Source organism: Ruegeria sp. CDSC052, assembly GCF_059610685.1.
Genome location: NZ_JBXWOB010000013.1, coordinates 1 through 24,301, shown reverse-complemented (window position 1 = coordinate 24,301; position 24,301 = coordinate 1). Strand labels below are relative to the sequence as shown.

At 56.6% G+C, this 24,301-nt stretch carries 26 protein-coding genes; 13 read left to right on the top strand and 13 right to left on the bottom strand.

The features are described 5' to 3' along the window. The first annotated feature begins 40 nt into the window (after window positions 1-40). Window positions 41-766, top strand: coding sequence for a DNA repair protein RecO (gene recO, locus AC2FIM_RS16840; protein WP_496678787.1), 726 nt, complete (start codon window positions 41-43; stop codon window positions 764-766). Here the strand turns inward: recO and AC2FIM_RS16835 are convergent. After that, entirely contained in the window at window positions 750-1,142 is a 393-nt protein-coding gene (locus AC2FIM_RS16835) for an META domain-containing protein (protein WP_496678789.1), read from the bottom strand. The two genes, recO and AC2FIM_RS16835, sit on opposite strands and share 17 nt — an antisense overlap. 232 nt (window positions 1,143-1,374) lie before the next feature. Here AC2FIM_RS16835 and AC2FIM_RS16830 point away from each other — a divergent pair, with 232 nt between their 5' ends. Continuing rightward, entirely contained in the window at window positions 1,375-2,604 is a 1,230-nt protein-coding gene (locus tag AC2FIM_RS16830) for an SGNH/GDSL hydrolase family protein (RefSeq protein ID WP_496678791.1), read from the top strand. A 2-nt stretch (window positions 2,605-2,606) separates the two neighbouring features. Here AC2FIM_RS16830 and AC2FIM_RS16825 read toward each other — a convergent pair whose 3' ends face one another. Together AC2FIM_RS16825 and AC2FIM_RS16820 are read right to left on the bottom strand one after the other, a co-directional pair. Next, entirely contained in the window at window positions 2,607-3,164 is a 558-nt protein-coding gene (locus AC2FIM_RS16825; protein ID WP_142639261.1) for a hypothetical protein, read from the bottom strand. Between the two features lie 216 nt (window positions 3,165-3,380). Further along, complete coding sequence (locus AC2FIM_RS16820) at window positions 3,381-5,072, bottom strand: acyl-CoA dehydrogenase family protein (RefSeq protein WP_496678793.1); 1,692 nt, start codon at window positions 5,070-5,072, stop codon at window positions 3,381-3,383. A gap of 144 nt (window positions 5,073-5,216) precedes the next feature. Between AC2FIM_RS16820 and AC2FIM_RS16815 the strand changes: the two genes are divergently transcribed. After that, window positions 5,217-5,981: a sulfite exporter TauE/SafE family protein gene (locus tag AC2FIM_RS16815; RefSeq protein WP_496678795.1), complete on the top strand. Its 765-nt coding sequence runs from the start codon at window positions 5,217-5,219 to the stop codon at window positions 5,979-5,981. Here the strand turns inward: AC2FIM_RS16815 and AC2FIM_RS16810 are convergent. The 3 genes from AC2FIM_RS16810 to AC2FIM_RS16800 all read right to left on the bottom strand — a co-directional run bounded on the left by AC2FIM_RS16810 (window position 5,978) and on the right by AC2FIM_RS16800 (window position 8,807). After that, complete coding sequence (locus AC2FIM_RS16810; protein ID WP_281973493.1) at window positions 5,978-6,520, bottom strand: hypothetical protein; 543 nt, start codon at window positions 6,518-6,520, stop codon at window positions 5,978-5,980. The genes AC2FIM_RS16815 and AC2FIM_RS16810 overlap by 4 nt on opposite strands. Before the next feature lie 36 nt (window positions 6,521-6,556). Next, window positions 6,557-6,847, bottom strand: a complete 291-nt coding sequence (locus tag AC2FIM_RS16805) for a hypothetical protein (protein ID WP_142639308.1) — start codon at window positions 6,845-6,847, stop codon at window positions 6,557-6,559. A 361-nt stretch (window positions 6,848-7,208) separates the two neighbouring features. Further along, complete coding sequence (locus AC2FIM_RS16800; protein WP_496678797.1) at window positions 7,209-8,807, bottom strand: phosphoenolpyruvate carboxykinase; 1,599 nt, start codon at window positions 8,805-8,807, stop codon at window positions 7,209-7,211. A gap of 347 nt (window positions 8,808-9,154) precedes the next feature. Here AC2FIM_RS16800 and AC2FIM_RS16795 point away from each other — a divergent pair, with 347 nt between their 5' ends. Genes AC2FIM_RS16795 through AC2FIM_RS16765 form a run of 7 tightly spaced genes read left to right on the top strand, consistent with a single transcriptional unit; the run spans window position 9,155 to window position 14,578 of the window. Continuing rightward, window positions 9,155-9,859 (top strand): response regulator transcription factor, encoded by a 705-nt coding sequence (locus AC2FIM_RS16795; RefSeq protein WP_281973491.1) that lies wholly within the window; start codon window positions 9,155-9,157, stop codon window positions 9,857-9,859. Window positions 9,860-9,891: 32 nt separating this feature from the next. After that, window positions 9,892-11,610 carry a sensor histidine kinase gene (locus tag AC2FIM_RS16790; RefSeq protein ID WP_281973490.1) on the top strand — a complete coding sequence of 573 codons (1,719 nt, stop codon included), beginning with the start codon at window positions 9,892-9,894 and terminating at the stop codon, window positions 11,608-11,610. Between the two features lie 4 nt (window positions 11,611-11,614). Further along, window positions 11,615-12,085 (top strand): HPr kinase/phosphorylase, encoded by a 471-nt coding sequence (locus tag AC2FIM_RS16785; protein ID WP_142639273.1) that lies wholly within the window; start codon window positions 11,615-11,617, stop codon window positions 12,083-12,085. Next, window positions 12,070-12,963 (top strand): RNase adapter RapZ, encoded by an 894-nt coding sequence (gene rapZ, locus AC2FIM_RS16780; RefSeq protein ID WP_271951311.1) that lies wholly within the window; start codon window positions 12,070-12,072, stop codon window positions 12,961-12,963. Before AC2FIM_RS16785 ends, rapZ begins: the two co-directional genes overlap by 16 nt. Further along, window positions 12,960-13,373, top strand: a complete 414-nt coding sequence (locus AC2FIM_RS16775; protein ID WP_142639275.1) for a PTS sugar transporter subunit IIA — start codon at window positions 12,960-12,962, stop codon at window positions 13,371-13,373. The genes rapZ and AC2FIM_RS16775 overlap by 4 nt, the downstream gene beginning before the upstream one ends. Next, a complete protein-coding gene (locus tag AC2FIM_RS16770) occupies window positions 13,370-13,639 on the top strand; it encodes an HPr family phosphocarrier protein (protein ID WP_142639277.1) in 270 nt (89 codons plus the stop codon). The genes AC2FIM_RS16775 and AC2FIM_RS16770 overlap by 4 nt, the downstream gene beginning before the upstream one ends. 39 nt (window positions 13,640-13,678) lie before the next feature. Next, the gene (locus AC2FIM_RS16765; protein ID WP_271951305.1) at window positions 13,679-14,578 is read left to right on the top strand and encodes a lysophospholipid acyltransferase family protein; all 900 of its coding nucleotides are present in this window, start codon (window positions 13,679-13,681) and stop codon (window positions 14,576-14,578) included. A gap of 65 nt (window positions 14,579-14,643) precedes the next feature. Here the strand turns inward: AC2FIM_RS16765 and AC2FIM_RS16760 are convergent, their stop codons facing one another. Further along, window positions 14,644-15,519, bottom strand: a complete 876-nt coding sequence (locus AC2FIM_RS16760; protein ID WP_142639281.1) for a 3-hydroxybutyryl-CoA dehydrogenase — start codon at window positions 15,517-15,519, stop codon at window positions 14,644-14,646. A 162-nt stretch (window positions 15,520-15,681) separates the two neighbouring features. Between AC2FIM_RS16760 and AC2FIM_RS16755 the strand changes: the two genes are divergently transcribed. Then, the gene (locus AC2FIM_RS16755) at window positions 15,682-16,503 is read left to right on the top strand and encodes a DUF6473 family protein (RefSeq protein ID WP_496678802.1); all 822 of its coding nucleotides are present in this window, start codon (window positions 15,682-15,684) and stop codon (window positions 16,501-16,503) included. A gap of 61 nt (window positions 16,504-16,564) precedes the next feature. On the opposite strand, the gene AC2FIM_RS16750 is transcribed toward AC2FIM_RS16755, so the two are convergent. The 6 genes from AC2FIM_RS16750 to AC2FIM_RS16725 form a co-directional block, all read right to left on the bottom strand. Then, entirely contained in the window at window positions 16,565-17,494 is a 930-nt protein-coding gene (locus tag AC2FIM_RS16750; protein WP_142639283.1) for an electron transfer flavoprotein subunit alpha/FixB family protein, read from the bottom strand. Further along, window positions 17,494-18,252, bottom strand: a complete 759-nt coding sequence (locus AC2FIM_RS16745; protein WP_271951297.1) for an electron transfer flavoprotein subunit beta/FixA family protein — start codon at window positions 18,250-18,252, stop codon at window positions 17,494-17,496. The genes AC2FIM_RS16750 and AC2FIM_RS16745 overlap by 1 nt, the downstream gene beginning before the upstream one ends. 264 nt (window positions 18,253-18,516) lie before the next feature. After that, window positions 18,517-19,089 carry a cob(I)yrinic acid a,c-diamide adenosyltransferase gene (locus AC2FIM_RS16740; RefSeq protein WP_271951294.1) on the bottom strand — a complete coding sequence of 191 codons (573 nt, stop codon included), beginning with the start codon at window positions 19,087-19,089 and terminating at the stop codon, window positions 18,517-18,519. Further along, the gene (locus tag AC2FIM_RS16735) at window positions 19,090-19,293 is read right to left on the bottom strand and encodes a twin transmembrane helix small protein (protein ID WP_142639289.1); all 204 of its coding nucleotides are present in this window, start codon (window positions 19,291-19,293) and stop codon (window positions 19,090-19,092) included. A gap of 80 nt (window positions 19,294-19,373) precedes the next feature. Continuing rightward, a complete protein-coding gene (locus AC2FIM_RS16730) occupies window positions 19,374-20,201 on the bottom strand; it encodes an SDR family NAD(P)-dependent oxidoreductase (RefSeq protein ID WP_271951289.1) in 828 nt (275 codons plus the stop codon). 68 nt (window positions 20,202-20,269) lie between these two features. Then, complete coding sequence (locus tag AC2FIM_RS16725; RefSeq protein ID WP_246097307.1) at window positions 20,270-20,872, bottom strand: SH3 domain-containing protein; 603 nt, start codon at window positions 20,870-20,872, stop codon at window positions 20,270-20,272. Between the two features lie 201 nt (window positions 20,873-21,073). Here AC2FIM_RS16725 and AC2FIM_RS16720 point away from each other — a divergent pair, with 201 nt between their 5' ends. Both AC2FIM_RS16720 and AC2FIM_RS16715 read left to right on the top strand, forming a co-directional pair. Then, window positions 21,074-23,422: a DNA topoisomerase IV subunit A gene (locus AC2FIM_RS16720; protein WP_281995885.1), complete on the top strand. Its 2,349-nt coding sequence runs from the start codon at window positions 21,074-21,076 to the stop codon at window positions 23,420-23,422. 95 nt (window positions 23,423-23,517) lie between these two features. After that, window positions 23,518-24,108, top strand: a complete 591-nt coding sequence (locus AC2FIM_RS16715; RefSeq protein WP_142639296.1) for a hypothetical protein — start codon at window positions 23,518-23,520, stop codon at window positions 24,106-24,108. Window positions 24,109-24,301 lie beyond the last annotated feature (193 nt).

The window sequence follows — 24,301 nt, the reverse complement described above, 5'->3', positions numbered from 1 at the left end:
TTTGCTCGGGCAGGACTGACCCCACAAGATTGGACACGCTTTGGACTGGCGCGACCACGGCATACTTCTGACCTCACGCCGCCATGGCGAAACGGCGGCAATTATCGAGGTCTTTACCGAAGGCCACGGTCGTCATGCCGGCGTCGTACGTGGTGGAACCAGCCGCAAGATTGCGCCGATCCTGCAGCCCGGGGCGCAATTAGATGTGCTTTGGCGCGCACGGCTCGAAGAGCATATCGGCACTTTTCAGGTCGAGCCCCTGCGGTCGCGGGCGGCGGCGGCGTTTTCGGGTAGGCTTGCGCTGGCTGGATTGAATACGGTGGTGGCCCTGCTCTCGTTCTGTTTGCCTGAGCGCGAAGCGCATCCGCGCATCTATAAACAAACCGAACAGTTGATGGATCTGCTGGGTCAGGACGAAATTTGGGTGCTTGCCTATCTGCGGTGGGAATTGTCGCTGCTGGAAGAGCTGGGGTTTGGCCTTGACCTGACACGCTGTGCCGTGACGGGTGTAACAGAAGGTTTGGATTATGTTTCTCCGAAAACAGGTCGTGCGGTAAGCGCTGATGGGGCAGGGGACTGGGTGGATAGGTTGCTTCCCTTGCCACCTTGCCTGCGTGGCGTGGGCGACGCGCCGGATACCGAAGTGGTGCAAGGATTGCTGACCACCGGACATTTTCTAGAGAACCGTGTTGCTCCGTCGTTGGGGAACAACCCTCTGCCCGGCGCACGGGCGCGGTTTATTGATCAGATCAATCGGCAGCTTTGAACACCATTTCCTGCCCGTCCTCATTGCGCAATATCAGCAGGTTCCCTGATACTTCTGATTGGGTCATGGCAAGCAGGGCGGCGAAATAGATCCCTTCTGCCTCAAGCCCGGCACAGGCGGCACGGGTTGCTGTCAGGCCGGTCAGCTCAAACCATGGATAGGGCGCGTTAAGCCTGCCCGTGTAGCTGTTGCAGGGGGCGTTGCCCGCTACTTTGCCTTCTTCCGGAAATCGCAATAGGGCACTGGCATTGTAGGGCTGACCGTTGATCTCTTGCAGGGCCCATTCCCGGTCGGCAGCACCATAGGCTGCAACGGTTTCATCCTTCTGACATTGGAGTAATCCGGAAAGGGAAAGCAGCATTATGTAACGCAACATGGCAGAATTCCTGAAATCAGCGAAGAACAGTTTCCTGGGCTTGGACGCATTGTTTTGAACCGACTAGGTAAAGGATCGGATACAATGGTGACCGTTGACTTGCAAAACATCTTGGACATATTGAAAGCGAATAACGGGCCTTTCCTAAGATTTGGGCAGTTAGGTGGAATTTTTACACCGGTATATACGCCAGGTTTATTTGATTTTGACCTGATAGAATTGGAGCTTCGTAGTGAGCGGAAATGATGATGTTGGCATGGGGCGGATGCGACCTGTAACCAAGTTTTTTATGATTTTGATCTATGCCCTCTTTCTCTTCCTGCTGGTTGAACTGCTTTCGTATTTCACCGTGGTTTATGTGTATGACAACACGCTGGGCAATACGGCAGAGCGACATCTATACTCTTCGATCCGTGGTCACAAACTGAACCCAGACTATCAGCGAGGATTTGATACTGGCGGACAGCGTATCCATTCCGATCAAGGGTTCCGCCACGATACGCTGATTGAACAGCCAAAACCCGACGACACGTTCCGCATTTTTCTGATGGGTGGCTCAACTGCTTATGCCATCGGATCGCAGGGCAGTATTTATCCTGACCACCCAACGCTCGCCAATCAGGAAACGGTTGCGTATTTCCTGCAGCAGGACCTGCGCGAGCGGTTGGGCGATCAGATGCCCGGTGTGACGATTGAAGTGATCAACGCCGGAGTTGTTGCGTATCACAGTTTTCAACATGTGTTGTACCTGTACGAGACGCTATATGAGTACAGCCCGGACATGATTGTGTTTCTGGATGGCCACAATGATTTTTACAATGTTGGGGTCGATAATCCGGTCCAAAGTTATGCTTACTCGTCCGCACGCATGATTGACGCCTTGAATGATCGCAAACCCTTCTTTTCAGCCTATGCGTTCCTGCGGTACCCGGCGCAGTATTCCTATACCTTCAAACTGGCTTCGAAATTTACGCAAGGCTTGTTCGACCGCTATGAAATCCCCAAAAATATCACGTATGGGGATGTTACCGCCTTGCAAAGAGACTTTTCAGCAGAGCTTGCGCAGACTGCAAAGGTCGGATTTTTGCGCAATTACAAGCTGATCGAAACATTCGGCGACTACCACGGGTTTTGCTATCACGTCTTTTTGCAGCCTGAGGTCGTCTATGAGGACACCAATGTCCTAAGCGAGACCGACCGCGAAATCGCCCAGCTCACGCGGGATTGGTACAAGCCGGGACGCGAAGATCTGATGCATCGCGCGCGGGTCGATTTCCCTGCTTTGTTTGAAGAGGCCAATGTGCCTTTCACCGATATTGCCGAGATCGGCGGTCCCCTCCACAAAGACAAGGTGCTGTATGTCGATTACACGCATCTGACGCCCGAAGGGTCAAAGCTGGTGGCTGCGCGGATGCTGCCCGTGGTGGCGGAACGGATCAGCCAGTGTAAGACCCCGTCCTGACCTCAGTAGGGTTGCTCTCCGTTTAGCAAAGCGGTGCGCACCTCCATCCGGGTACGCCAGTTGTATCGCGTATCTTCGCGCGTTGGCGCCCATGTCAGCGCGCCACTGTTGCGCCATGGGTCAAGGATGATGCCTTCGAACATCGTGTCGCCCTTTGCGCTGATCACTGCGGAATGGTGGATGATCCTCAGCGGCGTTGGCGGTGATGTAGCCCAGTGCATTTCCAGGGTGCGGAAGTTTTCGGCCCTTAAACGGCTGGTCATCGCTTCGGCCCAGTCGTTGCACAGGCCGCGCTCACGAAATCCGTTAATGACCTTGGCGTTGTGGATGATGGCCGGGTCGGTGACCTGCCATTCTCGGGCCAGACGCTGCGAATAGGTATAGGCAATGTTGGCCGCCTTCTGTGCCTCGGCCGGATCAACCGCGGGACCCATGGAACGGATGGCCAACGCCAGTTCGTCTATGTCGTTCTGCGTTGCTGTCGGCTGAGAGGTGGTGGCACAGCCAGCAAGGGCCAAGGCCGCAAGCGTGGCCAGAAGGGCAAGAATGGATCGGGTCATGTGGTTCGCCGCTGGTTCGTGATCGCACGCTGATCTACCGGGAATATCGGCGCTGCGATAGGGGGAAGTTTCTGCGGTGGCTGGTCATGGCTGAACGCAGACAGCAGGGAAGGTAAGGGCAGGATTTTGAGGAATTGAGGGCTGCAGTAGTTTGGGCAAAAAAAGACCCGGCGCGCGCGCCGGGTCAAGTCGGGGAAACAGGGTTGCCGTTACAGGTTAGCTCAGCAAACGCCGCGCGATCACCTGTGCCTGAATTTCGGCAGCCCCTTCAAAAATATTGAGAATACGTGCGTCACACAGCACGCGACTGATCTTGTATTCCAGTGCAAAGCCGTTGCCGCCGTGGATCTGCAGGCCGTTATCGGCAGCAGCCCAGGCCACGCGGGCGCCCAGCAGCTTGGCCATCCCGGCCTCAAGATCGCAGCGATGACCGTTGTCTTTTTCCCAAGCCGAGAAATAGGTCAGCTGTCGTGCGATCATGATCTCGACCGCCATCATCGCCAGCTTGCCGGACACGCGGGGGAAGTTGATCAGCGACTTGCCGAACTGTTTGCGGTCCTGCGCATATTGCATGGCGATGTCCAGCGCGCTTTGGGCCACACCGATGGCGCGGGCTGCGGTCTGGATGCGGGCGGATTCGAAGGTTTCCATGAGCTGCTTAAAGCCTTTGCCTTCTTCGCCGCCCAGTAGGTTCTCACCCTTGACCTTGAACCCATCGAAGCCCAACTCGTATTCTTTCATCCCGCGATAACCCAGAACTTCGATCTCGCCACCGGTCATGCCTGGGGTGGGGAAGGGGTTGTCGTCCGTGCCGGGCGTCTTTTCCGCCAGGAACATCGACAGGCCGCGGTGATCGGTACTGTCGGGGTTGGTGCGGGCTAGCAGGGTCATCACATGGGTCCGCGCCGCGTGGGTGATCCAGGTTTTATTGCCGGTGATCTGGTAATCGCCGTTCTCATCCTTGACGGCGCGGGCGCGCAGACTGCCAAGGTCCGAACCTGTGTTGGGTTCAGTGAATACGGCGGTCGGCAAAATCTCGGCGCTGGCGATTTTAGGCAGCCAATTGGCTTTTTGCTCGTCTGTGCCGCCTGCGATGATCAGCTCGGCCGCAATTTCGGACCGGGTACCCAATGAGCCAACGCCGATATAGCCGCGCGACAGCTCTTCCGAGACCACACACATAGAGGCTTTGGACAGGCCAAATCCGCCGAACTCTTCGGGGATGGTCAGGCCGAAAACACCCATTTCGGCCAGTTCCTCAATGATTTCCATCGGGATCAGCTCGTCTTTGAGGTGCCAATCGTGGGCGTTGGGTTCGACTTTTTCCTGCGCATAGCGGCGGAACTGGTCGCGGATCATCTCAAGTTCTTCGTCCAAACCGGAAGCGCCAAACATTGTAGCACCGGCCTGATCTTCCATCAGCTGAACAAGACGCGTACGGGCGGCCTGAGAGTTGGCCTGCGCCATTAGTGTCTGCACTTCTGCGCATTGAAAACCGGACAGGGCGTCCCAGCCCAATCCCATATCCTGAAGGCGCAGAACCTCACCCTGGTTCATCGGGATGCCGCCCGCGACCTGATGCAAGTATTCACCAAAGGCGATTTGGTGCAGCAGCTGTTCGATCTCGCCGAATTTGCCTTCTGCCTCCAAAGCATCGGCCCAGCGTTGCATTTGCTGCAGCGACTGGTTGTATGTCGCCAGCCATGCCAACCCATGAGCGGCGGTCTGATTGGCCTCGATCAGAGCGCCGGACACGCGACCATCTTCTGTCACCATCGCGCGGACCGACTCGCGGGCGCGTTCGAATACGGTGTCCACGGCGGGCAGAGCCGCACGTGTCAGCGTCAGAAGCTCGGGCAAAATCGCGGATGCAATCATCTGGGTCATATCCTGTCCGTCATGGGCCATGAATCAGCTTTCTCCTAAAGTCGTCTGGTCATATCATGCTGCACGTGCAGCGCAACAAAAATACGAATTATGCGACTAAAAAGTTCTAAAGTTGCTTGATCATTTTTGCAGTGCAGCACCTGTCAGGAGTGATATCAGGGGGACATGACGTTGTTTTCTATACTCTCTGCCCAAGAACTGCTGCTGGCCTGTGGGGTTGCCTTCATTGCCGGTTGGGTCAAAGGCATGGTCGGGTTCGCCATGCCAATGGTTCTGATCTCGGGGCTGAGCATGTTCCTTTCGCCGGATATGGCGATCGCGGGGCTTATCCTGCCAACCCTGGTGACAAATGGGGTGCAGGCATTGCGCGGGGGTGTTCCGGCCGCCGTGTCCTCGATCCGTCAATTCCGTGTATTTCTGGTTGTCGGGTTGGTGTTTCTGCTGATTGGTGCTCAGTTGGTCAGCGCAGTGCCAGCATCAACTTTTTTGTTGATGATTGGCATCCCGGTGACAGTCTTTGCATTGATCCAGGTATTGGGGCTGCGTCTGAAATTGGCCAGCCCATCTGCCCGAATAGAGGGCATGATCGCTGCGGTTGCAGGCTTTGTCGGGGGGATGTCTGGAATTTGGGGACCACCAACCGTGGCTTATCTGACCGCCTTAAACACCCCGAAAGCGGTGCAGATGCGTGTGCAGGGGGTCATCTATGGTTTGGGGGCGTTGGGCTTGCTGTTCGCGCATATGGGCTCCGGGATTTTCCGCGCCGAAACCGCGCCGTTCTCGGCTGCTCTGGTGCTACCGGGGCTGGCTGGCATGTGGGTAGGGTTGCAACTGCAGTCGCGCATAGATCAGGCGCTGTTTCGCAAGATCACCCTGTTCGTGCTGCTTATCGCAGGGCTGAACCTGTTGCGACGCGGGCTGATGGGCTAGGCACGCCGATCTATCGCGCGCAGCGTGAAATAAAGCCCCAGCATCAGAAAGAACAGGCCCGAGATATCGCCGATCAGGAAGGCGATATATTCCAGCCCACCGCTGCCAAAAGCCAGATTGGTCAGTACGGACACCAATATTGACGTGACGATCCCGACCCCCATGACGCAGGACCAGCATGGTTTGCGGTCCGGGTGGGGGAACAGATCGAAGCCGATCCATTTGCATAGGTAAAATACAGCAGGAACGGTTGTGACGGCGATTGCTATGGCGGCCAGACGGTTGGGCAGGAAGACGTCGCTTCCGCCGAGAAAGGCAAAGACAAGAAAGACACCGGGCAAGAGCGCAAAAATCGCCCGCCACCCCAACAACCAAGCAGAGAGCACACGCACACCATGCGGGAGAAACAGCAAGCTGGCCTTGCTGGGATATTCGGGGAAGAATACGTTCTGCAGTGGCATCAGAACCTCGAACGTAAGGAACGAGGCAATCACGTAGGCCAGTGAGGCAAAGAACGTTTCAGAGGCCCATCTGCGCACGGCGGTCAGCCAGCAATGCGCAGATCAAACGCTTTATTACTTAGGCGCATGCACAACATACCGTCCACGGTTCGCGCTACCGCTTTGTGACAAATACCCCTTCTGCACCAGCGACTTCAGCGCACGAAAAAAGGTCGGGCGCGAGACGCTTTGCACAAGCGTGTGTTCAATCAAGCCAAATGTCCGAACTTCCTGGTCAGCTTTGGACAGTTCTTCGGCGGCGTAATAGATATCGCGCTCTACCGGTGAGAGTTGTTCCAGCCCCAGCGTGCGCTCCATGCTTTGCATCAGTTTGCGCAGTTCGGTCAGTTTCAAGATTTCAGTCATTTCGTTACCTGTCGTTTCCCATGTCACGCGCTGCGACAAAGCAGCGGTATGAGACGAACTGAAATCTGAATGTTCAGAAGGTCTCATATTGACACTCATCCCCATTGGCATACACTTGCTATCTGATTAGGTTTCTCAATTCGCGAATGTGAGTGCGCGGCTGAGTTACCCAAGGTATTTTTTAAACAACGCCCGGCGCGATTGCGTCGGGCGAATTTGTCTTAATGACATCATTGGATAGCTTAAACCGGCAAATCGGGCAACGAATTTGTAAGGACACCTTACGTTAGACGAATAAGGACGATTGCCTGCAGATGTGCTGTCCGAAAAAAGGGGAGAGGTTTGCCCCCCCTTTGCAACATTAGCCGATTGCTACGGCTTTGATGTCTTCGTCGATGAAAGGCAGATACTGCTCAAAGTTTTCGGCAAACATCTGAACCAGCTTCTCAGCCTGTTTATCGAAAGCGGCCTGGTCGTCCCAGGTGCGACGCGGATCCAGCAGAACTTCGGCGACACCGGGGACGGAAACCGGCACATCAAAGCCAAAATTTGCATCCTTGCGGAATTCCGCATCCCGAAGCGATCCATCCAGGGCGGCAGTCAGCAAACCGCGGGTCGCACGGATCGGCATCCGGCTGCCAACGCCATAGGCGCCGCCAGTCCAGCCGGTATTCACCAGCCAGCAGGTCGCGCCGTGCTGGGCGATCTTGTCGCGCAGCAGGTTGCCATAGACTTCTGGGCGACGCGGCATGAACGGCGCGCCAAAGCATGTCGAGAATGTGGGTTGGGGCTCGGTCACGCCGCGCTCTGTGCCAGCAACCTTCGAGGTGAAGCCCGACAGGAAGTGGTACATCGCCTGAGCGGGGGTCAGCCGCGCAATCGGGGGCAGAACACCAAATGCGTCACAAGTCAGCATGATGATGTTCTTCGGATGCCCGCCCAACGCGCTTTTCGAGGCATTGGAGATATACTCGAGCGGATAGGCGCAACGCATGTTTGCGGTCAGCGAGTCATCTTCGAAATCCAGCTCCTTGGTCTCGGGATCGAAAACCATATTCTCGATCACGGTGCCGAATTTGCTGGTGGTTGCATAGATCTCGGGTTCGGCCTCGGCGTTCAGGTTGATCGTCTTGGCATAGCACCCGCCCTCGAAGTTGAAAGTGCCACGGTCTGACCATCCATGTTCGTCATCGCCAATCAAGGTGCGGGCCGGATCAGCGGACAGGGTGGTCTTGCCAGTTCCCGAGAGGCCAAAGAAGACTGCGGTATCAACGGGATTGCCGACCGCGTGGTTCGCCGAGCAATGCATCGGCATCACGCCTTTTTCGGGCAGCATGTAATTCAGCAGGGTGAAGACGGACTTCTTGTTTTCACCGGCATATTCTGTGCCGCCGATCAGAATCAATTTGCGGTCGAAGTTCAGTGCGATCACTGTCTCGCTACGGCAGTTGTGCTTGGCCGGATCAGCCTGGAAGCTGGGACAGTTGATGATTGTGAAATCCGCGAAGAACTCATCCAGGTCTTCACGATCCGGGCGGCGCAGCAAGTGACGGATGAACAGATTATGCCATGCCAGTTCGGTGACCATGCGCACGTTGATCGAATAAGCGGGGTCGGCGCCACCGACCAGATCCTGCACAAAATAGTCACGACCCTTCATGTGCTCGATCATATCGGCATAAAGCGTTTCGAAACCCTCGGGACTCATCTCGGCGTTGTTTTCCCACCAGATCGAATCGGCGACACTGTCGGTGCTGACAACATGTTTGTCCTTGGGAGAACGGCCAGTGAACTTGCCGGTACTGACAAGAAAAGCTCCGCCATTGCCAAGTGTACCTTCACCCCGCTTGAGGGCTTCTTCAATCAGTGCCGGTTCCATGAAGTTGTAATAGACATTGCCCAGACCCTCGATGCCCTGATCTTCGAGGCGGAATTGCGGGTTCACCCGTCCAGATGTCATGTGTGTCTTCTCCTGTGGCGGCGCGGTGGCAGATTGGCCAAGGTGCGCTCTTGGGGCAGTGTACCGGGAAAACCGGCGATTGGGCGGGTCTTATCATGGTCGTTTAGGGCGTGAACAGGACGGTTTGGCGCAGTTAGCGCAACCAAGTTCAGGTTTAGCGCCACCATGTTTTTTCTGCCGGAAATACAGACACTTTTCGAAGACCATTAACGGCTTTTTTGCCGCATGTGTGTGACAACAATCGCACGATTCGTAGATGGCGATTGATTCGCGGCCATAAAAACGACAAAAATGCCCTACAAATAAGCGAATTGTTTCGTATGAGAGCAGGAATAGGGGTTAACCCGATGTCAAAGATTGCACTGGTGGATGACGACAGGAACATTCTGACGTCCGTATCCATGACGCTCGAAGCCGAGGGTTTCGAGGTAGAAACGTATAACGACGGGCAGGCTGCTCTGGATGCGTTTAACAAGAAGCTGCCCGATATGGCAGTGCTGGATATCAAGATGCCGCGTATGGATGGCATGGATTTGCTGCAGCGACTGCGGCAGAAGACTCAGATGCCGGTGATCTTTCTGACTTCGAAAGATGACGAGATCGACGAAGTTCTGGGTTTGCGTATGGGTGCTGATGATTATGTCAAAAAGCCCTTTTCGCAACGGTTGCTGGTAGAACGGATACGGGCCTTGCTGCGCCGTCAGGAAGCGACCTCGGGTGATCCCGTAGCCGCCAGCACCGGCGATGCCAAGGTGATGGAACGGGGCGAATTGCGGATGGACCCCTTGCGCCACGCGGTGAGCTGGAAGGGATCGGATGTCTCTTTGACAGTGACCGAGTTCCTGCTGCTGCAGGCCTTGGCGCAGCGTCCGGGATTTGTCAAAAGCCGCGATCAGCTGATGGATGTTGCCTATGACGATCAGGTCTATGTAGATGACCGCACGATCGACAGCCACATCAAGCGTCTGCGCAAAAAGATGCGCGCTGCTGATCCGGAGTTTTCGGCCATCGAAACGTTGTATGGTATTGGGTATCGGTACAACGAAGAATAAGCGTGGCCTAAGTTAAGGGGTTACTGGGTCTCGTGCGCGATACTGAGCAAGAAAACGAGTTACGCGACGGTGACGTCGTTCTTGGAGATGACTGGGTCATCCCCCAGAGCGACGATTCCGCCGAACTCAGGGCCACACGCGGCCGCCGCAATCTGTTTTCCCTGCGGGGCTCGCCTCTGGCGCGCAAGATCATCACATTCAACATGATTGCATTGGTGATTCTGGTCACCGGATTGCTATATCTGGATAATTCGCGAGAAGAACAGGTGCAGCAGACCGCCCGGAACCTGGTTGGGGATGCGCAGTTGGTCAGCAACGTATTTGAAACCCAACTGCGACAGAATGTGACTGGCATTACCCGCGACGCGGCCATCCTGGATGTCAAAGATACGTTGGCTGGTCTCAGCCTGCCGGTCGGCGGTGAAGTCTTTGTTTACGATGCTCGTGGGACGCTGATTGGTTGGACGCGCGGCGCGCCTGCGGTCTCAGAGATGCCGGTCATGCTGCGCTCAGAAGCTGATGCGCAGACTGGAAGCACACTGATCAGTGATGCCTTGAACGCGGTCTGGACCGGGCTGTCCAAAGTGTTCAAGCAAGATGAAACCAGCGAAGCGCCAACCTTGGCCCAACGCGTTCAGGCCATCATTCCACAGGCGCTGACCGGGCATATTCAGGTTCAGGCGGTTCAGGATGACGCAGGCGAAACGGTTATCGTTGCTGCGGCCCCGATCCAACTGGATGGAAAGCCCGTTGGCGCAGTTGCCATGGCCGGTCCCGCCGGAGAAATCGACGCATTGGCCCGCCGTGATCAAGAACGGATCCTGCGCATGTTCGTCGTGGCGCTTTTGGTTTCCGTTGGCTTGAGCCTTGTCCTTGCATCGACCATCGCCAACCCGCTGGCCGATCTGGCATCCGCCGCCGAGATGGGCAAAGACCGCGGTGCGGGGGTCAACCCGGGCCGCATCCGCATCCCCGATCTGAGCGCGCGACCGGACGAAATCGGACGACTCAGCCGAGCTTTGCGCGGCATGGTTACAGCGCTGTACAACCGGATTGATGCAAACGAACAATTCGCGGCAGATGTGGCGCATGAGATCAAAAACCCCCTAGCCAGCCTTCAATCTGCTGTGGGCACGTTGCGCATGGTTAAAAGAGACGACCAGCGCGACAAGCTGTTGGGGGTGATCGAACATGATGTCCGTCGGCTGGATCGTCTGGTCAGCGACATTTCGAACGCCTCGCGCCTGGACGCCGAACTGGTCAAGGAGGAAGAACAGCCATTTGATTTGTTGAACCTGATCGGAAACCTCGGTCAGTATCTGGGCGAGGATGCGCGCGCCAAGGGAATCGATTACATCACTGATCTGCCGCCCGAACCAATCACCGTGACCGGGCTTGAGGCGCGATTGGCGCAGGTGTTCGTAAACCTGATCACCAATGCGATTTCCTTCTGCGAAGAAAGCGATGCCATACGTGTGTGGGTACGCCGGCGCGAGGATCGGGTTCTGGTTGTTGTTGAAGACACCGGCCCAGGCATCCCCGAGCAGGCCCTGACCAAAGTGTTCAAACGGTTCTATTCCCAACGTCCCGTTGAGCATTTCGGCAATAACTCGGGGTTGGGTCTGGCGATCTCGAAACAGATTGTCGAGGCGCATGGCGGGGTGATTTGGGCCGAGAATATCCGCCCGACCGAAGCGGACATAACTTCAGACCCTCAGGGCGCGCGATTCGTCGTGGGCCTGCCGGTTTGACGCGGTGAGCACGTCCGCACTCTCCTCTGTTGAACACAAAGATACTGCCATCGTTCACGCCTCTTGCGTCGCGATAGCAGACCGTGCTGTTTTGATCGTGGGGCCTTCGGGCACCGGGAAGTCAGCGCTGTCTTTGCAGATGATGGCGTTGGGGGCCGATCTGGTCGCGGACGATCGGGTTCGGTTGTATATGGATGGCAATCTCGCCCTGGCAGAGGCGGCTCCAAATATCGGTGGACTGATCGAGGCAAGAGGTCTTGGCCTGTTGCGGGCAGTCTCGGTTGGGCCGGTACCGGTTGGCTTTGTGGTGGACATGGCGCAAGAAGAACCCGAGCGCCTGCCAGAACCCCGTTCAATTCTTATCCTGAGACAAACTGTTCCCTTGCTTCGGGGTGCTGGCGTCTCCAATTTACCAGCAGCGCTCTTGCTACTGATGAAAAACGGGTGCGCAGACCCGGAATGGCCCAATCAATGACGACCCAAAGACGCATCGTACTTGTCACCGGCCCATCCGGCGCAGGCCGGTCCACCGCAATCCGTGTGTTAGAGGATCTGGGGTTCGAGGCCATCGACAACCTTCCCATGGGTCTTTTGCTGCGTCTATTAGACGGGCCAAAAACCGACCGTCCCATGGCGCTTGGTATTGATGCACGCAACCGCGATTTTTCCACGATTGGCGTCATCGAATTGCTGGCTAAGCTTCGGTGGATGGAACAGGTTGACCTGACCACGCTTTATCTCGATTGCAGCGATGAAGTCCTGCTGCGCCGGTATTCGGAAACCCGCAGACGTCACCCGGTGTCTGCGGATGCCAGCCCTGAAACCGGAGTGCGCCAGGAAAAAGAGTCGCTGGCCCCAATTCGTGAACTCGCAGATACGTTGATCGACACCACGCCACTGAATGTTCACCAACTGCGCGAAGAGGTTGAGCGCTGGTTTGCACCTCAGGGTGGGCGGCATCTGGCGGTAACCATCGAATCATTTTCCTATAAGCGTGGTTTGCCTCGCGGATTGGATATGGTCTTTGACTGCCGTTTTCTCACCAACCCGTACTGGCGTCCCGAACTTCGGGCCGAAGATGGTCGCAATTCGGATGTGGCGAGCTATATTCAAACCGACGCGAACTATGCGCCTTTCTTCGAAAGGGTGGTTGACCTGCTGACTTTGTTGTTGCCCGCCTACCGGGCCGAGGGCAAAGCCTACCTGTCCGTGGCCTTTGGCTGTACCGGAGGGCAACACAGATCGGTTGCAATGGCCGAAGCGGTTGCAAAGGCCCTTGCAGAGGGGGGGCAGCAAGTGGCAATTAGGCATCGCGAAATGGAAAGACGATCGTTGAATGTGAGGCCGGATTGATCGGGATCGTACTCGTAGCACATGGTGGGCTGGCCAAAGAATATTTGGCCGCGATGCAGCATGTGGTCGGCAATCAGCCCGGCCTGGCCGCGATCTCGATCGAGGCCGATCATGATCGCGAAGCGAAGCAATCGGAAATCTGTGCGGCCGCCGACAGTGTTGATGTTGGTGACGGTGTTGTCGTCGTGACCGATCTGTTTGGCGGAAGCCCGTCGAATCTCAGCCTGCGTGCCTGCGCGCCGCAGGATCGCCGTATCCTTTACGGCGCAAATCTTCCCATGTTGATAAAACTGGCCAAATCCCGCCACCTGCCGATTGGCGAAGCCGTGCGACAGGCAATGGAAGCTGGACGTAAGTATATCAATGCGCAAAATGTGACGTTTGACGAGAACCGGACAGATAAAGAATGACCACCCGAAGCTTGAAAATTATCAATGAAAAGGGCCTGCATGCCCGCGCCTCGGCCAAGCTGGTTGAGTTGGTAGAAGGGTTCGACGCTCAGGCCGAGGTGTCGAAAGACGGGCTTTCCGCATCCGGCGACAGCATTATGGGTCTTTTGATGTTGGCAGCGTCTCGCGGAACGACTATTGACGTCGAGACGTCCGGACCGGATGCTGAGGCGTTGGCTGATGCGTTGGAGACTCTGGTGAACGACAAGTTCGGAGAAGGTTTCTGACCGCACCCGCCGTGATACGAAGAACGGGATAACCAGGAATTGGCGGAAACAACGCACGAGACCAAGACAGGCCCGGTGGTGGATGGGACCAAGGACCAGGGCGAGATCTATGATCGTAAGACCCTGACCTACGCAAACTCGTTCGACGACCCTTGGACTGCAACAGCGATCCGCACCATTGAATGGTGTACGGGTAAGTTGACCATTTTGGGTATGGTTAACAAGTTCGAGAAGCAGAATGAACAATTCCGCGGCCAACGGTTCTGGGCAGGTGCGCTTAATATAATGGGCATCGACCTGACCACACCAGAGGAACAGATCGCGCGTATTCCAAAAACGGGGCCCGTGGTCGTCGTAGCCAACCATCCCCATGGCATGGTCGACGGCATGATTCTGGCAGAGCTGATCGGCAGGGTCCGCAGCGACTATCGGATCTTGACCCGTTCGGTTCTGACAGGTTTGGACGAGGCGGCGACGTCGTTCATGATTCCGGTGCCCTTCCCGCACGATCCCGAGGCACAGGCCAAGATGCTTGAGATGCGCGGCAATGCGATGGAGCATCTGAAAAACGGGGGCGTTGTGGCCTTGTTCCCTTCAGGCGTTGTGATGTCTTCGGATGACTGGTTCGGGCCGGTGATCGAGCGTGAGTGGAACGTGTTCACGGCCAAAATGATCCGTCGATCCGGCGCGCAGGTCCTGCCGATCTTTTTCCCTGGCAGGAATTCGCGTGCCTACCAGATCGCCAACAAACTTTCTGCGATTCTGCGCCAGGGTTTGTTGCTGCACGAGATCGTTCGATCCTGCAACAAACCGCAATCCCCGGTGATCGGAGAACCGATCTCGGATGAGGATATGCAGCTGCTGGAGCGAGATCCGCGCGGCTTTATGGCTTGGCTCAGAAAGCACACGCTGGGTCTTGGGCAGGCAACCAAGCTCTGACCTGCAATTTCACCTGATCAGGACAATCTCGTGGCTGCGCCCGGATGAATTCCGGGCGGTGGCCTTTACCGGGTCGGCACTGGCGCCTCGCCCCGATAGTCATAAAAACCACGCTGCGTTTTACGTCCCAGCCAGCCCGCTTCGACATATTTCGTCAACAGCGGACAAGGGCGATATTTGGTATCGGCCAATCCATCATGCAGCACGTTCATAATGGCCAAACAGGTGTCCAGACCGATAAAGTCAGCCAGTTCTAGTGGTCCCATCGGGTGGTTTGCGCCCAATTTCATCGATTGGTCAATCGACTGAACATTCCCCACGCCTTCATACAGGGTGTATACGGCCTCGTTGATCATCGGCATCAGGATGCGGTTGACAATGAAAGCCGGGAAATCTTCGGCGCTGGCGGCGGTTTTGCCAAGGCGGTCTACAACGGCCTTACAGGCAGCAAATGTTGGTTGATCCGTAGCAATGCCCCGGATCAGTTCAACCAGTTGCATCACCGGAACTGGGTTCATGAAGTGAAAACCCATAAAGCGTTCGGGCCGGTCTGTTCGGCTCGCCAAACGTGTGATCGAAATAGATGACGTATTTGACGTCAGGATTGTATGCGGTTGCAGATGTGGCAGCAAACTTTCGAAAATGGCTTGTTTGACGGTCTCACGCTCGGTTGCGGCCTCGATCACCAGGTCAGTCTGGCCCAGCTGTGGCAGCTCCATTGTGGTCGTGATGCGTTTCAGCGCGGATTGCATCTCCTCATCCGAAATTTTTCCGCGCGATGCCTGGCGCGCCATATTTCCTTCAATCGTCGCCATGGCGCTGTTCAGCGCGTCCTGGCTAACGTCGTTCAGCAGAACGTCATATTCCGCCAAAGCCAGTACGTGGGCGATACCATTGCCCATTTGGCCTGCGCCAATCACTCCGACTGATTTTACATCCATTTTTTGATGCCTCTGTGCCACGGGGTAGGATGACACTATCGGCAGATCGGGGCGGGCGGCAAGGGGATCAGACCGTTCGACTTTGCTTCAAATGCGCACATTAGGAGATTCTCAAGACTTGCGGCTGCAAGATGGCATCCGGGTGAAAATTGGGTGAGTGATATGAGCTATCATCAAGCTGGCTCGGGGCGACTCGAGCATGACGTGTGCCAATACGGTGAGTCACGATTGTGGTTTCGTGGGCCAATGCGTTCGCTGGAGAAGTCATTTGTGGCCTGCGCAGGTGGGACCGAAACATTCGGGCGATTCGTCGAGCAGCCATTCGCGGCAGTTCTCGAAGAGAGGTTGGACAGACGGTGCCTGAATTTCGGAAGCCTTTTTTGCGGCGTAGATGCGCTGTGCGATGACACGGAGTTGAGGGGTTTACTGAACCAAGCAGAGCTCTGCTTGGTGCAGCTTAGCGACATATTGGGGCAGTCCAATCGATTCTACCGGGTTCATCCCCGACGCAACGACCGTTTTCTGGCTCCGACAGAGGATCTGAAATCTCTCTATCCCGAGATCGACTTTGCCGATGTCCATTTCGTACATCACCTGATGATTTTGTTGCAGGGCCGCAATGATGCGCGGTTCGAGGTAATCGCAGAAGAGCTGCGACGGAATTGGATCGACCGCATTGGGGGGCTTGTTGAGGCGCTTGAAGTGCCTGTTGTCTTGTTGAATTTGCAGGTCCTGCGTGAGGCAGAAAGTGATCAGCCCAAGCACGGTGCTGATATTCGGATCACGCCACAGATGATCGAGGCCCTGCGCCCTCTCAGCGCCGAGATCGTTGAGGTGACGGTCAGCGTGTCGGGGCAGTCCGATGAGCTTGAAGATATGCTGTTTGGAACACTGCAACAGCCCATGGCGGAATATATGATAGGTCCTGCGGCACACAGGTCGATTGCTGACGCCTTGGTCGGTCCGATCAGAAACCTGCAATGAAAAGGGCCCGCCGATGGCGGGCCCAATGCAAGATTCTTCGTGGAAAAGTCTAGCCCGTTGATCAGCCGAGTTTCTCGGTCAGTTCCGGAACGGCCTGGAACAGGTCGGCGACCAGACCGTAATCGGCAACCTGGAAGATCGGCGCTTCTTCGTCTTTGTTGATCGCCACGATGATTTTCGAGTCTTTCATACCTGCCAGATGCTGAATCGCACCCGAGATGCCGACAGCGACATACAGATCCGGGGCAACAACCTTGCCGGTCTGACCCACCTGCCAATCGTTCGGAGCATAGCCCGAGTCGACTGCGGCGCGCGATGCGCCAACTGCGGCCCCCAGTTTGTCAGCGAGACCTTCGATCAGCTTAAAGTCCTCTTCAGAACCGACACCACGGCCACCCGACACAACAACGCCAGCCGAAGTCAGCTCGGGGCGGTCGCTTGTGGCTACCTTGTCCTCGACCCAGGACGATAGACCGGGGTTCTCGCCGACCGAGATGGTCTCAACTGCTGCCGAGCCATCTTCGCCCGCAGCATCAAAACTTGCGGTTCGGAAAGTGACGACTTTTTTGGCGTCCACAGATTTGACGGTCTGGATCGCGTTGCCCGCATAGATTGGGCGTTCGAAGGTCGAGCCGTCGACGACACCGGACGCGTCCGAGATGACCATGACGTCCAGCAGCGCGGCAACGCGCGGCATAACGTTCTTGGCATCGGTGGTGGCGGGGGCAACGATGTGCTCATAACCATCAGCAAGACCTACGATCAGCGCAGCAGTGGATTCTGCCAGGCGATGGCCCAGCGATTCGTCCTCGGCGACCAGAACCTTTGAGACGCCGGTGATCTTGGCGGCAGCTTCACCGGCAGCAGCAGCGGAACCGCCTGCGGCCAGAACGGTTACATCACCCAGTGCCTTTGCTGCGTTTACAGCTTTGGCGGTTGCGTCCAGCGCCAGTTCACCATTGTTGACTTCGGCGAGAAGAAGAACAGCCATTACACAGCCCCCGCTTCTTTGAGTTTCGCGACAAGCTCGTCTACCGAGCCGACGATGATGCCAGCGGCACGTGCCTGTGGTTCTTCGGTTTTGACGACTTCCAGGCGCGGCGAGACGTCGACGCCGTAATCGGCGGCGGTTTTCTCGTCCAGCGGCTTTTTCTTCGCCTTCATGATGTTGGGCAGCGACGCGTAACGGGGCTCGTTCAGGCGCAGGTCCACGGTCACGATTGTCGGCATTTTGACGCTGATGGTTTGCATGCCACCATCGACTTCGCGAGTGATCTTTGCGCTGTCGCCGTCGATGTCGATGTCGGACGCAAAGGTGCCTTGTGACCAGCCCAAAAGAGCTGACAACATCTGACCAGTTGCATTCATGTCGTTGTCGATAGACTGCTTGCCGCACAGAACGATACCGGGCTGCTCTTCTTCGACCACTTTGGCCAGGATCTTGGCAACGGCCAGGGGTTCGATGTCCTGATGGACATCATCTGCAGCAATGACCAGGATGGCACGGTCCGCGCCCATGGCCAGCGCAGTGCGCAGTGTTTCCTGGGCTTGTTTTACGCCGATAGAAACAACGACGACTTCGTCTGCCTTGCCGGCTTCTTTCAGACGGATTGCCTCTTCGACAGAAATTTCGTCGAACGGGTTCATCGACATCTTGACATTGGCGAGATCGACACCGCTGCCATCCGCTTTGACGCGAACTTTAACGTTATAGTCAATCACGCGTTTGACAGGCACGAGTACCTTCATTTTGCGCTAGCTCCTCACAAAAAACGGCAAGCCGCGTCGCGACTCCACCAATGTTCATGAGGGCTTGAATAGCGATTCAATTCAGGCGGCAACAGGGCAAAATCGTCACGTCATCTGCAACGGACGTCGCGTTTTGCTATTTTTGACGTGACCAAGCACCACACATCCACCCAAAAGGCAGGAAGCTATCGGTTTGCGCCCGCCCGTCGGGCCGGGGCTTCGCCCTTCCGGTCGCCGCCGCGTCCACTGGACGCGACGCCGCTTTCAGCGGTTCGCGCCCGGAACCCACAGAACATCTTGGGTTCCGTTTTCATTGGCACAACGGGCTGCGACGAAGAACCAGTCGCTCAGACGGTTCAGGTACTTGACTGCGGTTCCGTTGACCGGCTCCATGTTGGTCAGCTCAACCGCAAGCCGTTCGGCCCGGCGCGATACGGTTCGACATACATGCAGATGCGCCGCAAGACGCGAGCCACCGGGCAGGATGAAACTGCGCAGTGGTTCCAAGGCTTCGTTCATCGCGTCGATTTCAACCTCCAGCCGGTCAATCTGCGAGGGCACGATGCGCAGAGGCGGATAGTCTGCTTCGGCATCCTTTTCCATGTCGGGACGACAGAAATCCGCGCCCAGATCAAACAGGTCATTCTGAATGCGGGCGAGTGCAGCTTCGACATCCCCATCTGCCTCGGTCCGGGCGACGCCGACAAAGGCGTTCAACTCGTCCACGGTGCCATAAGCGGTGACGCGGCCCGAGTATTTGGCAACGCGTTCGCCATTGCCGAGTGCGGTTTTGCCATCATCACCGGTGCGGGTGTAAATCTTGTTCAATACGACCATTTACTGACCTCCCTGACCGCGCAGCCAGACGTAAAGCACGATCAGAATCACGGCGATGAACTGAAACAGGATACGCAGGCGCATATACTTGTTGCTTTTCAGTGCCGCGTCCCTGCCGCTTTTGCCAAAATTCGAGATGCCAAGCGCCAATACGACGACAACCGCCGCCATGGCCAAAAGCAAAATGACCATCATTAGGTCCATGAGTACACCGTCCGTGTTTCTGTTTGCCTAGGGCTATCATCTAGCCCCGTGCGTGCCAAAAGCGAACGGGTTATTTCGCCTCAGACCCCTGCAAGGATGCGGTCAATCGCACGTGTCGATAGAATGCGGCGCAAACAACCGGCGATAAATGTAGGTGTTGTCACATAGTATCGGGGGCGCGGGCGCTTGGATTCTACGGCGTGGGCCAGCTTGGTCGTAACCGCTGATGCGGGCAGTTCAAACCGATCCGGCCCCGACGATTCGTACAGTCTTTTCAACAAAGAGGACTCATACCGCTCGCGCAGGGCCGAGTTTTGCCAGTTGATGAACCGCTCGAAGAATGGGATTGAGTTTTCGCGGATTTTAGATGTGATCGGGCCAGGTTCGATCAAAATGACCTTGATCCCCGTATCAGCCAGTTCCAGGCGCAGTGTATCCGTCAGCCCTTCGATTGCATATTTCGTGGCCACATAGGCGCCGCGCCACGGATAGGCCACCAGACCCAGCACCGAAGAGTTCTGAACGATTCGCCCGTGTCCTTGACTGCGCATAATCGGGATGACCTGCCTGGTCAGTTCGTGCCAGCCAAAGAAGTTCGCCTCGAAAATCTGACGCAGGCCTTCGGTCGGCAGGTCCTCGACCGCGCCGGGCAGGCCATGTGCGCCATTGTTGAACAGCGCGTCCAGGGTGCCTCCGGTGGCCTCCAACACTTCGTTCAAACCCGACGATATGCTGGCCGTATCGGTATAATCAATGCGCGGGCTTTCAAACCCCTGCGCCCGCAACCGGTCGCAATCGCGCTGTTGTTTGCACGAGGCAAACACGCGCCAACCCCGCGCGCGCATCCCATGCGCCGCATCCAGTCCGATGCCCGATGAGCAGCCAGTAATTAGAATGGTCTTCTGCATGATTTTCCCGATTCTGAACCAGCCCCAAGCTAGTGTGCACAGAGTATGGGGACAATCATTGCTCCACGTCAGTCTGGTGTTTTTCTGACCAAAGAGGTCGAAATCCACCCCACCTGTTGCTGCGGCAACACGCGCAGTCGCAACCATCCGGTGCCCGAGTCACTTAGCACCTCGACCTTCTGGCCGATGCGCGCTTTGCCAACAATCGGGTAGATCGTTCCAGGGCCGTCACGCATGTTCACGCGGGTCCCGGAGATTTCCCGGATATCTTTCCTGGGTTCAGGCTGGGCGGCGGGTTCAGGCTGCACGTCCTTGGTGATTTGCTTCAGGCCAGTTACACCGTCTTCCAGGGACGCAAGCGTGATGCTGGCAGTCTGATCGTCAAACACCGAAAGCGCGTTGAAAGTGTCCAGACTGGCGGGTTCTGCGACAATCGCTGCGACTGCTGGCTGGGGATCAATCGGGCGCTCGCGCACGACCGGCGAGCGCATAGCGACATTTGTCACAAGCTCTTTTGCCGGAGACGGTGCTACGGTTTTGGGGGCCGCTTTCGAGGCGACTCGCACAGGCTGTTCTGACCGCACACCGCGCGGCTCGAAATTAGGCCCGCCACTCATGACGTAAAAGCACCAGCCAAGTGCAGCGAAACTCATTACAATCAGGCGCGTCATGGCGCATCCCCCGGTCGATCAATCAAAACAAAAAAAGGCAGCAGACTAATGTCAGACATCCTAGCATAATTCGCGACCCAAGTCGAAAAACGGGGGAAATCGGGGGGTTGCCTCCCCCTGTTGCAAAAAGCGCCACTTGTCCCCAGTAAAATATGTCTTGCTTGCTTTACCCGCGCGCCCTTGCGTCGTATCACATCATCTATGAATGATACGATCGACGACCCCAATATGGTGGCCCCCGAAAACGGGGGCGAAGTAGCCGAACCGCTGCGCCGCGCGATTGGTGAACGTTATCTGACCTATGCGCTGTCCACCATCATGCACCGGGCCTTGCCCGATGCACGGGATGGTTTGAAGCCGGTGCATCGGCGAATCCTCTATGCGATGCGCGAGTTGCGACTCAGTGCAACGGGCGGGTTCCGTAAGTCGGCGAAAATCTCGGGCGATGTGATGGGTAACTATCACCCGCACGGCGATGCCGCGATTTATGACGCGATGGCGCGTTTGGCGCAGGATTTTAATGTGCGCTATCCGCTGGTCGACGGGCAGGGGAATTTCGGCAATATCGACGGCGATAACCCGGCGGCCTCTCGTTATACCGAGGCTCGGATGACCATCGTGGCCGAGGCTCTGCTTGAGGGTCTGAACGAGGATGCTGTCGATTTCCGTGACAACTATGACGGCACGCTGACCGAACCGGTGGTTCTGCCCGCGCAATTTCCGAATCTGCTGGCCAATGGCTCCAGCGGTATTGCGGTGGGCATGGCGACGAATATCCCGCCACATAACATCTCGGAACTGTGTGACGCCTGTTTGCATCTGATCAAGACGCCGGATGCGCGCGACGATACGCTTCTGAACTACGTGCCCGGACCGGATTTTCCAACCGGCGGCGTAATCGTTGAACCGCCTGCGAATATCGCGCAGGCCTATCGCACCGGGCGCGGGTCATTCCGCCTGCGCTGTAAGTTCGAGGTCGAGGATCTGGGCCGCGGTCAGTGGCAGATCGTCGTCACCGAGATTCCCTATCAGGTTCAGAAATCGAAGCTGATCGAAAAGATCGCCGAGCTGATTCAGACCAAGAAAATCCCGATCCTTGGCGACGTTCGTGACGAATCCGCCGATGACATCCGCCTGATCCTTGAGCCGCGTTCCAAGAATGTGGACCCCGAGGTTCTGATGGGCATGCTCTATCGCAACTCGGACCTTGAGGTGCGGTTCAGCCTGAACATGAACGTGCTGATCGACGGGGTGACACCCAAAGTCTGCTCGATGAAAGAAGTGCTTCGCGCCTTCCTTGATCACCGGCAAGAGGTTCTGCTGCGCCGGTCGCGCCACCGGATGGCCAAGATCGACCATCGGCTGGAGGTGTTGGAGGGCTTTATCGTTGCCTTCCTGAATCTTGACCGCGTGATCGACATTATCCGCTATGACGATGACCCCAAGGCTGCGCTGATGCGCGAAGACTGGGGCATCGACCATGTCCGCGCCACCAATGAGGCCGACTATGTCTCGCCCAAACCGGGCGAGGGCGAGCTGTCCGAGGTCCAGGTCGACGCAATTCTCAACATGCGTCTGCGCAGCTTGCGCCGTCTGGAAGAGATGGAGCTGGTTCGCGAACGCGATGAGCTGATGTTGGAACGTGCCAATCTCGAAGATCTGCTAGCCGATGAAAGCCTGCAATGGGCCAGTATCGCCGAGCAGTTGAAAGAGACCAAGAAAACCTTCGGCAAGGACTATGAGGGCGGCGCGCGGCGCACCCAGTTTGCCGAAGCCGGTCAGGTCGAAGAGGTCCCGCTTGAGGCGATGATCGACCGCGAACCGATAACGGTTGTCTGCTCTCAGATGGGCTGGATTCGCGCCATGACCGGCCATATCGACCTGAACCGCGAGTTGAAGTTCAAGGATGGCGATGGGCCACGGTTTATCTTCCATGCGGAAACCACCGATCGGCTGCTGGTCTTTGCCTCGAACGGTCGATTCTATACCATCAGTGCCGCGAATCTGCCCGGCGGTCGGGGTATGGGCGAGCCGCTGCGCCTGATGGTTGACCTGCCGAATGAGGCGCAGATAATCGACATCCTGATCCACAAGCCGGGGCGCAAGCTGCTGGTGGCCTCGGATGCGGGTAACGGCTTCACCGTGCCCGAGGATGATGTGCTGGCACAGACCCGAAACGGCAAACAGGTGCTGAACGTCAAAGGCGACGAAACAGCGATTATCTGTAAACCGATCGAAGGTGACCACGTTGCAGTGGTTTCTCAGAACGGCAAGTTTCTGGTCTTCCCGACCGAGGAACTGCCTGAAATGACCCGCGGCAAGGGCGTTCGCCTGCAAAAATACAATATGGCGCGCGGGCGGCAGGGGACGCTGGAATTGGACGGCGGGCTGTCAGATATCACCACCTTCAACTGGGAAGAGGGCCTGAAATGGTCCATGGGTGGCGACAAGACCCGGCACGAGGCAGATCTTTCGCAATGGCTGGCCAAGCGTGCCAGCGTCGGGAAAAAGCCGCCATACGGCTTCCCGCGTGATTTTAAATTCTCCTGATCAGGCCCGGTCACAGAGGATTTATGCCGATACCGCTTGGCACAAGCCGTATCGGTGCGTTAGATCAAAGAAAAACAGGCCTATCGAGACGAGATATGTTGCGCATTTTGACACTGATCACCGGATTGGCCCTGATGGGCGCCTGCACCCAAACGCAGGTTTACGAAGAGCCTGAGTCGCTGGGCGAATTCAAGTTGCGGGTAAACTATGCCTTTGCCGATAAGGCGGTGCAGGGACCGGTAAGCCGGGATGCGACGCCCGACGAATGGACTGCTGCCATTCAAAACGCGTTGGACATCCGCCTTGGGCGCTATACGGGCGCTCAGGAATACGACATCGGCATCAGCCTCGAGGGCTACATGCTGGCCCCTCCCGGCATTCCGGTGATCTATAACCCCAAGAGCACTGCGATTGTTCTGGTCAACGTTTATGACGTGAACAAGAAAGAGTTTCTTGCCAAAGGTAAGCAATTCCAGGTGCTGGAAGACACAACCGGCGGCAGTGCCCTGAAAGGGTCGGGCCATGAACGGACAAAGCAAGAGCAAATGAGCGGGCTGGCTCTGAAAGTTGCGGACCGAGTCGAAGAATGGTTGGCCGAGGAACATTTGGAAAACGGTTGGTTCGACCGGCGTCCCGAACTGATCCAGCCACTCGATTCAGGTGTAGCAACGCAAAATCCGGCTTAAAGAACGGCATTTCCCGCAGGATGTGCTTGATTTTCTCCTTTGAACCCAATATCTCGCGCGCGCAGATGTAACCACGGGACCAAGGGTCCCCCAAAGCACAAAAGGGCGCCTGAGGAATGGCAAAGGAAAAGTTTGAGCGTAATAAGCCGCACGTCAACATCGGCACGATTGGCCACGTTGACCACGGCAAGAC

Bases quoted from the DNA above. Each gene is read 5' to 3' on its own strand.
- AC2FIM_RS16825 (WP_142639261.1), bottom strand. From the start codon at position 3,164: ATGACCCGATCCATTCTTGCCCTTCTGGCCACGCTTGCGGCCTTGGCC.
- AC2FIM_RS16835 (WP_496678789.1), bottom strand. From the start codon at position 1,142: ATGTTGCGTTACATAATGCTGCTTTCCCTTTCCGGATTACTCCAATGT.
- AC2FIM_RS16800 (WP_496678797.1), bottom strand. From the start codon at position 8,807: ATGACATCTGGACGGGTGAACCCGCAATTCCGCCTCGAAGATCAGGGC.
- AC2FIM_RS16725 (WP_246097307.1), bottom strand. From the start codon at position 20,872: ATGACGCGCCTGATTGTAATGAGTTTCGCTGCACTTGGCTGGTGCTTT.
- AC2FIM_RS16750 (WP_142639283.1), bottom strand. From the start codon at position 17,494: ATGGCTGTTCTTCTTCTCGCCGAAGTCAACAATGGTGAACTGGCGCTG.
- AC2FIM_RS16730 (WP_271951289.1), bottom strand. From the start codon at position 20,201: ATGCAGAAGACCATTCTAATTACTGGCTGCTCATCGGGCATCGGACTG.
- AC2FIM_RS16720 (WP_281995885.1), top strand. From the start codon at position 21,074: ATGAATGATACGATCGACGACCCCAATATGGTGGCCCCCGAAAACGGG.
- AC2FIM_RS16735 (WP_142639289.1), bottom strand. From the start codon at position 19,293: ATGGACCTAATGATGGTCATTTTGCTTTTGGCCATGGCGGCGGTTGTC.
- AC2FIM_RS16820 (WP_496678793.1), bottom strand. From the start codon at position 5,072: ATGGCCCATGACGGACAGGATATGACCCAGATGATTGCATCCGCGATT.
- AC2FIM_RS16795 (WP_281973491.1), top strand. From the start codon at position 9,155: ATGTCAAAGATTGCACTGGTGGATGACGACAGGAACATTCTGACGTCC.
- AC2FIM_RS16755 (WP_496678802.1), top strand. From the start codon at position 15,682: ATGAGCTATCATCAAGCTGGCTCGGGGCGACTCGAGCATGACGTGTGC.
- AC2FIM_RS16770 (WP_142639277.1), top strand. From the start codon at position 13,370: ATGACCACCCGAAGCTTGAAAATTATCAATGAAAAGGGCCTGCATGCC.
- AC2FIM_RS16715 (WP_142639296.1), top strand. From the start codon at position 23,518: ATGTTGCGCATTTTGACACTGATCACCGGATTGGCCCTGATGGGCGCC.
- AC2FIM_RS16815 (WP_496678795.1), top strand. From the start codon at position 5,217: ATGACGTTGTTTTCTATACTCTCTGCCCAAGAACTGCTGCTGGCCTGT.
- AC2FIM_RS16760 (WP_142639281.1), bottom strand. From the start codon at position 15,519: ATGGATGTAAAATCAGTCGGAGTGATTGGCGCAGGCCAAATGGGCAAT.
- AC2FIM_RS16805 (WP_142639308.1), bottom strand. From the start codon at position 6,847: ATGACTGAAATCTTGAAACTGACCGAACTGCGCAAACTGATGCAAAGC.
- AC2FIM_RS16740 (WP_271951294.1), bottom strand. From the start codon at position 19,089: ATGGTCGTATTGAACAAGATTTACACCCGCACCGGTGATGATGGCAAA.
- AC2FIM_RS16745 (WP_271951297.1), bottom strand. From the start codon at position 18,252: ATGAAGGTACTCGTGCCTGTCAAACGCGTGATTGACTATAACGTTAAA.
- rapZ (WP_271951311.1), top strand. From the start codon at position 12,070: ATGGCCCAATCAATGACGACCCAAAGACGCATCGTACTTGTCACCGGC.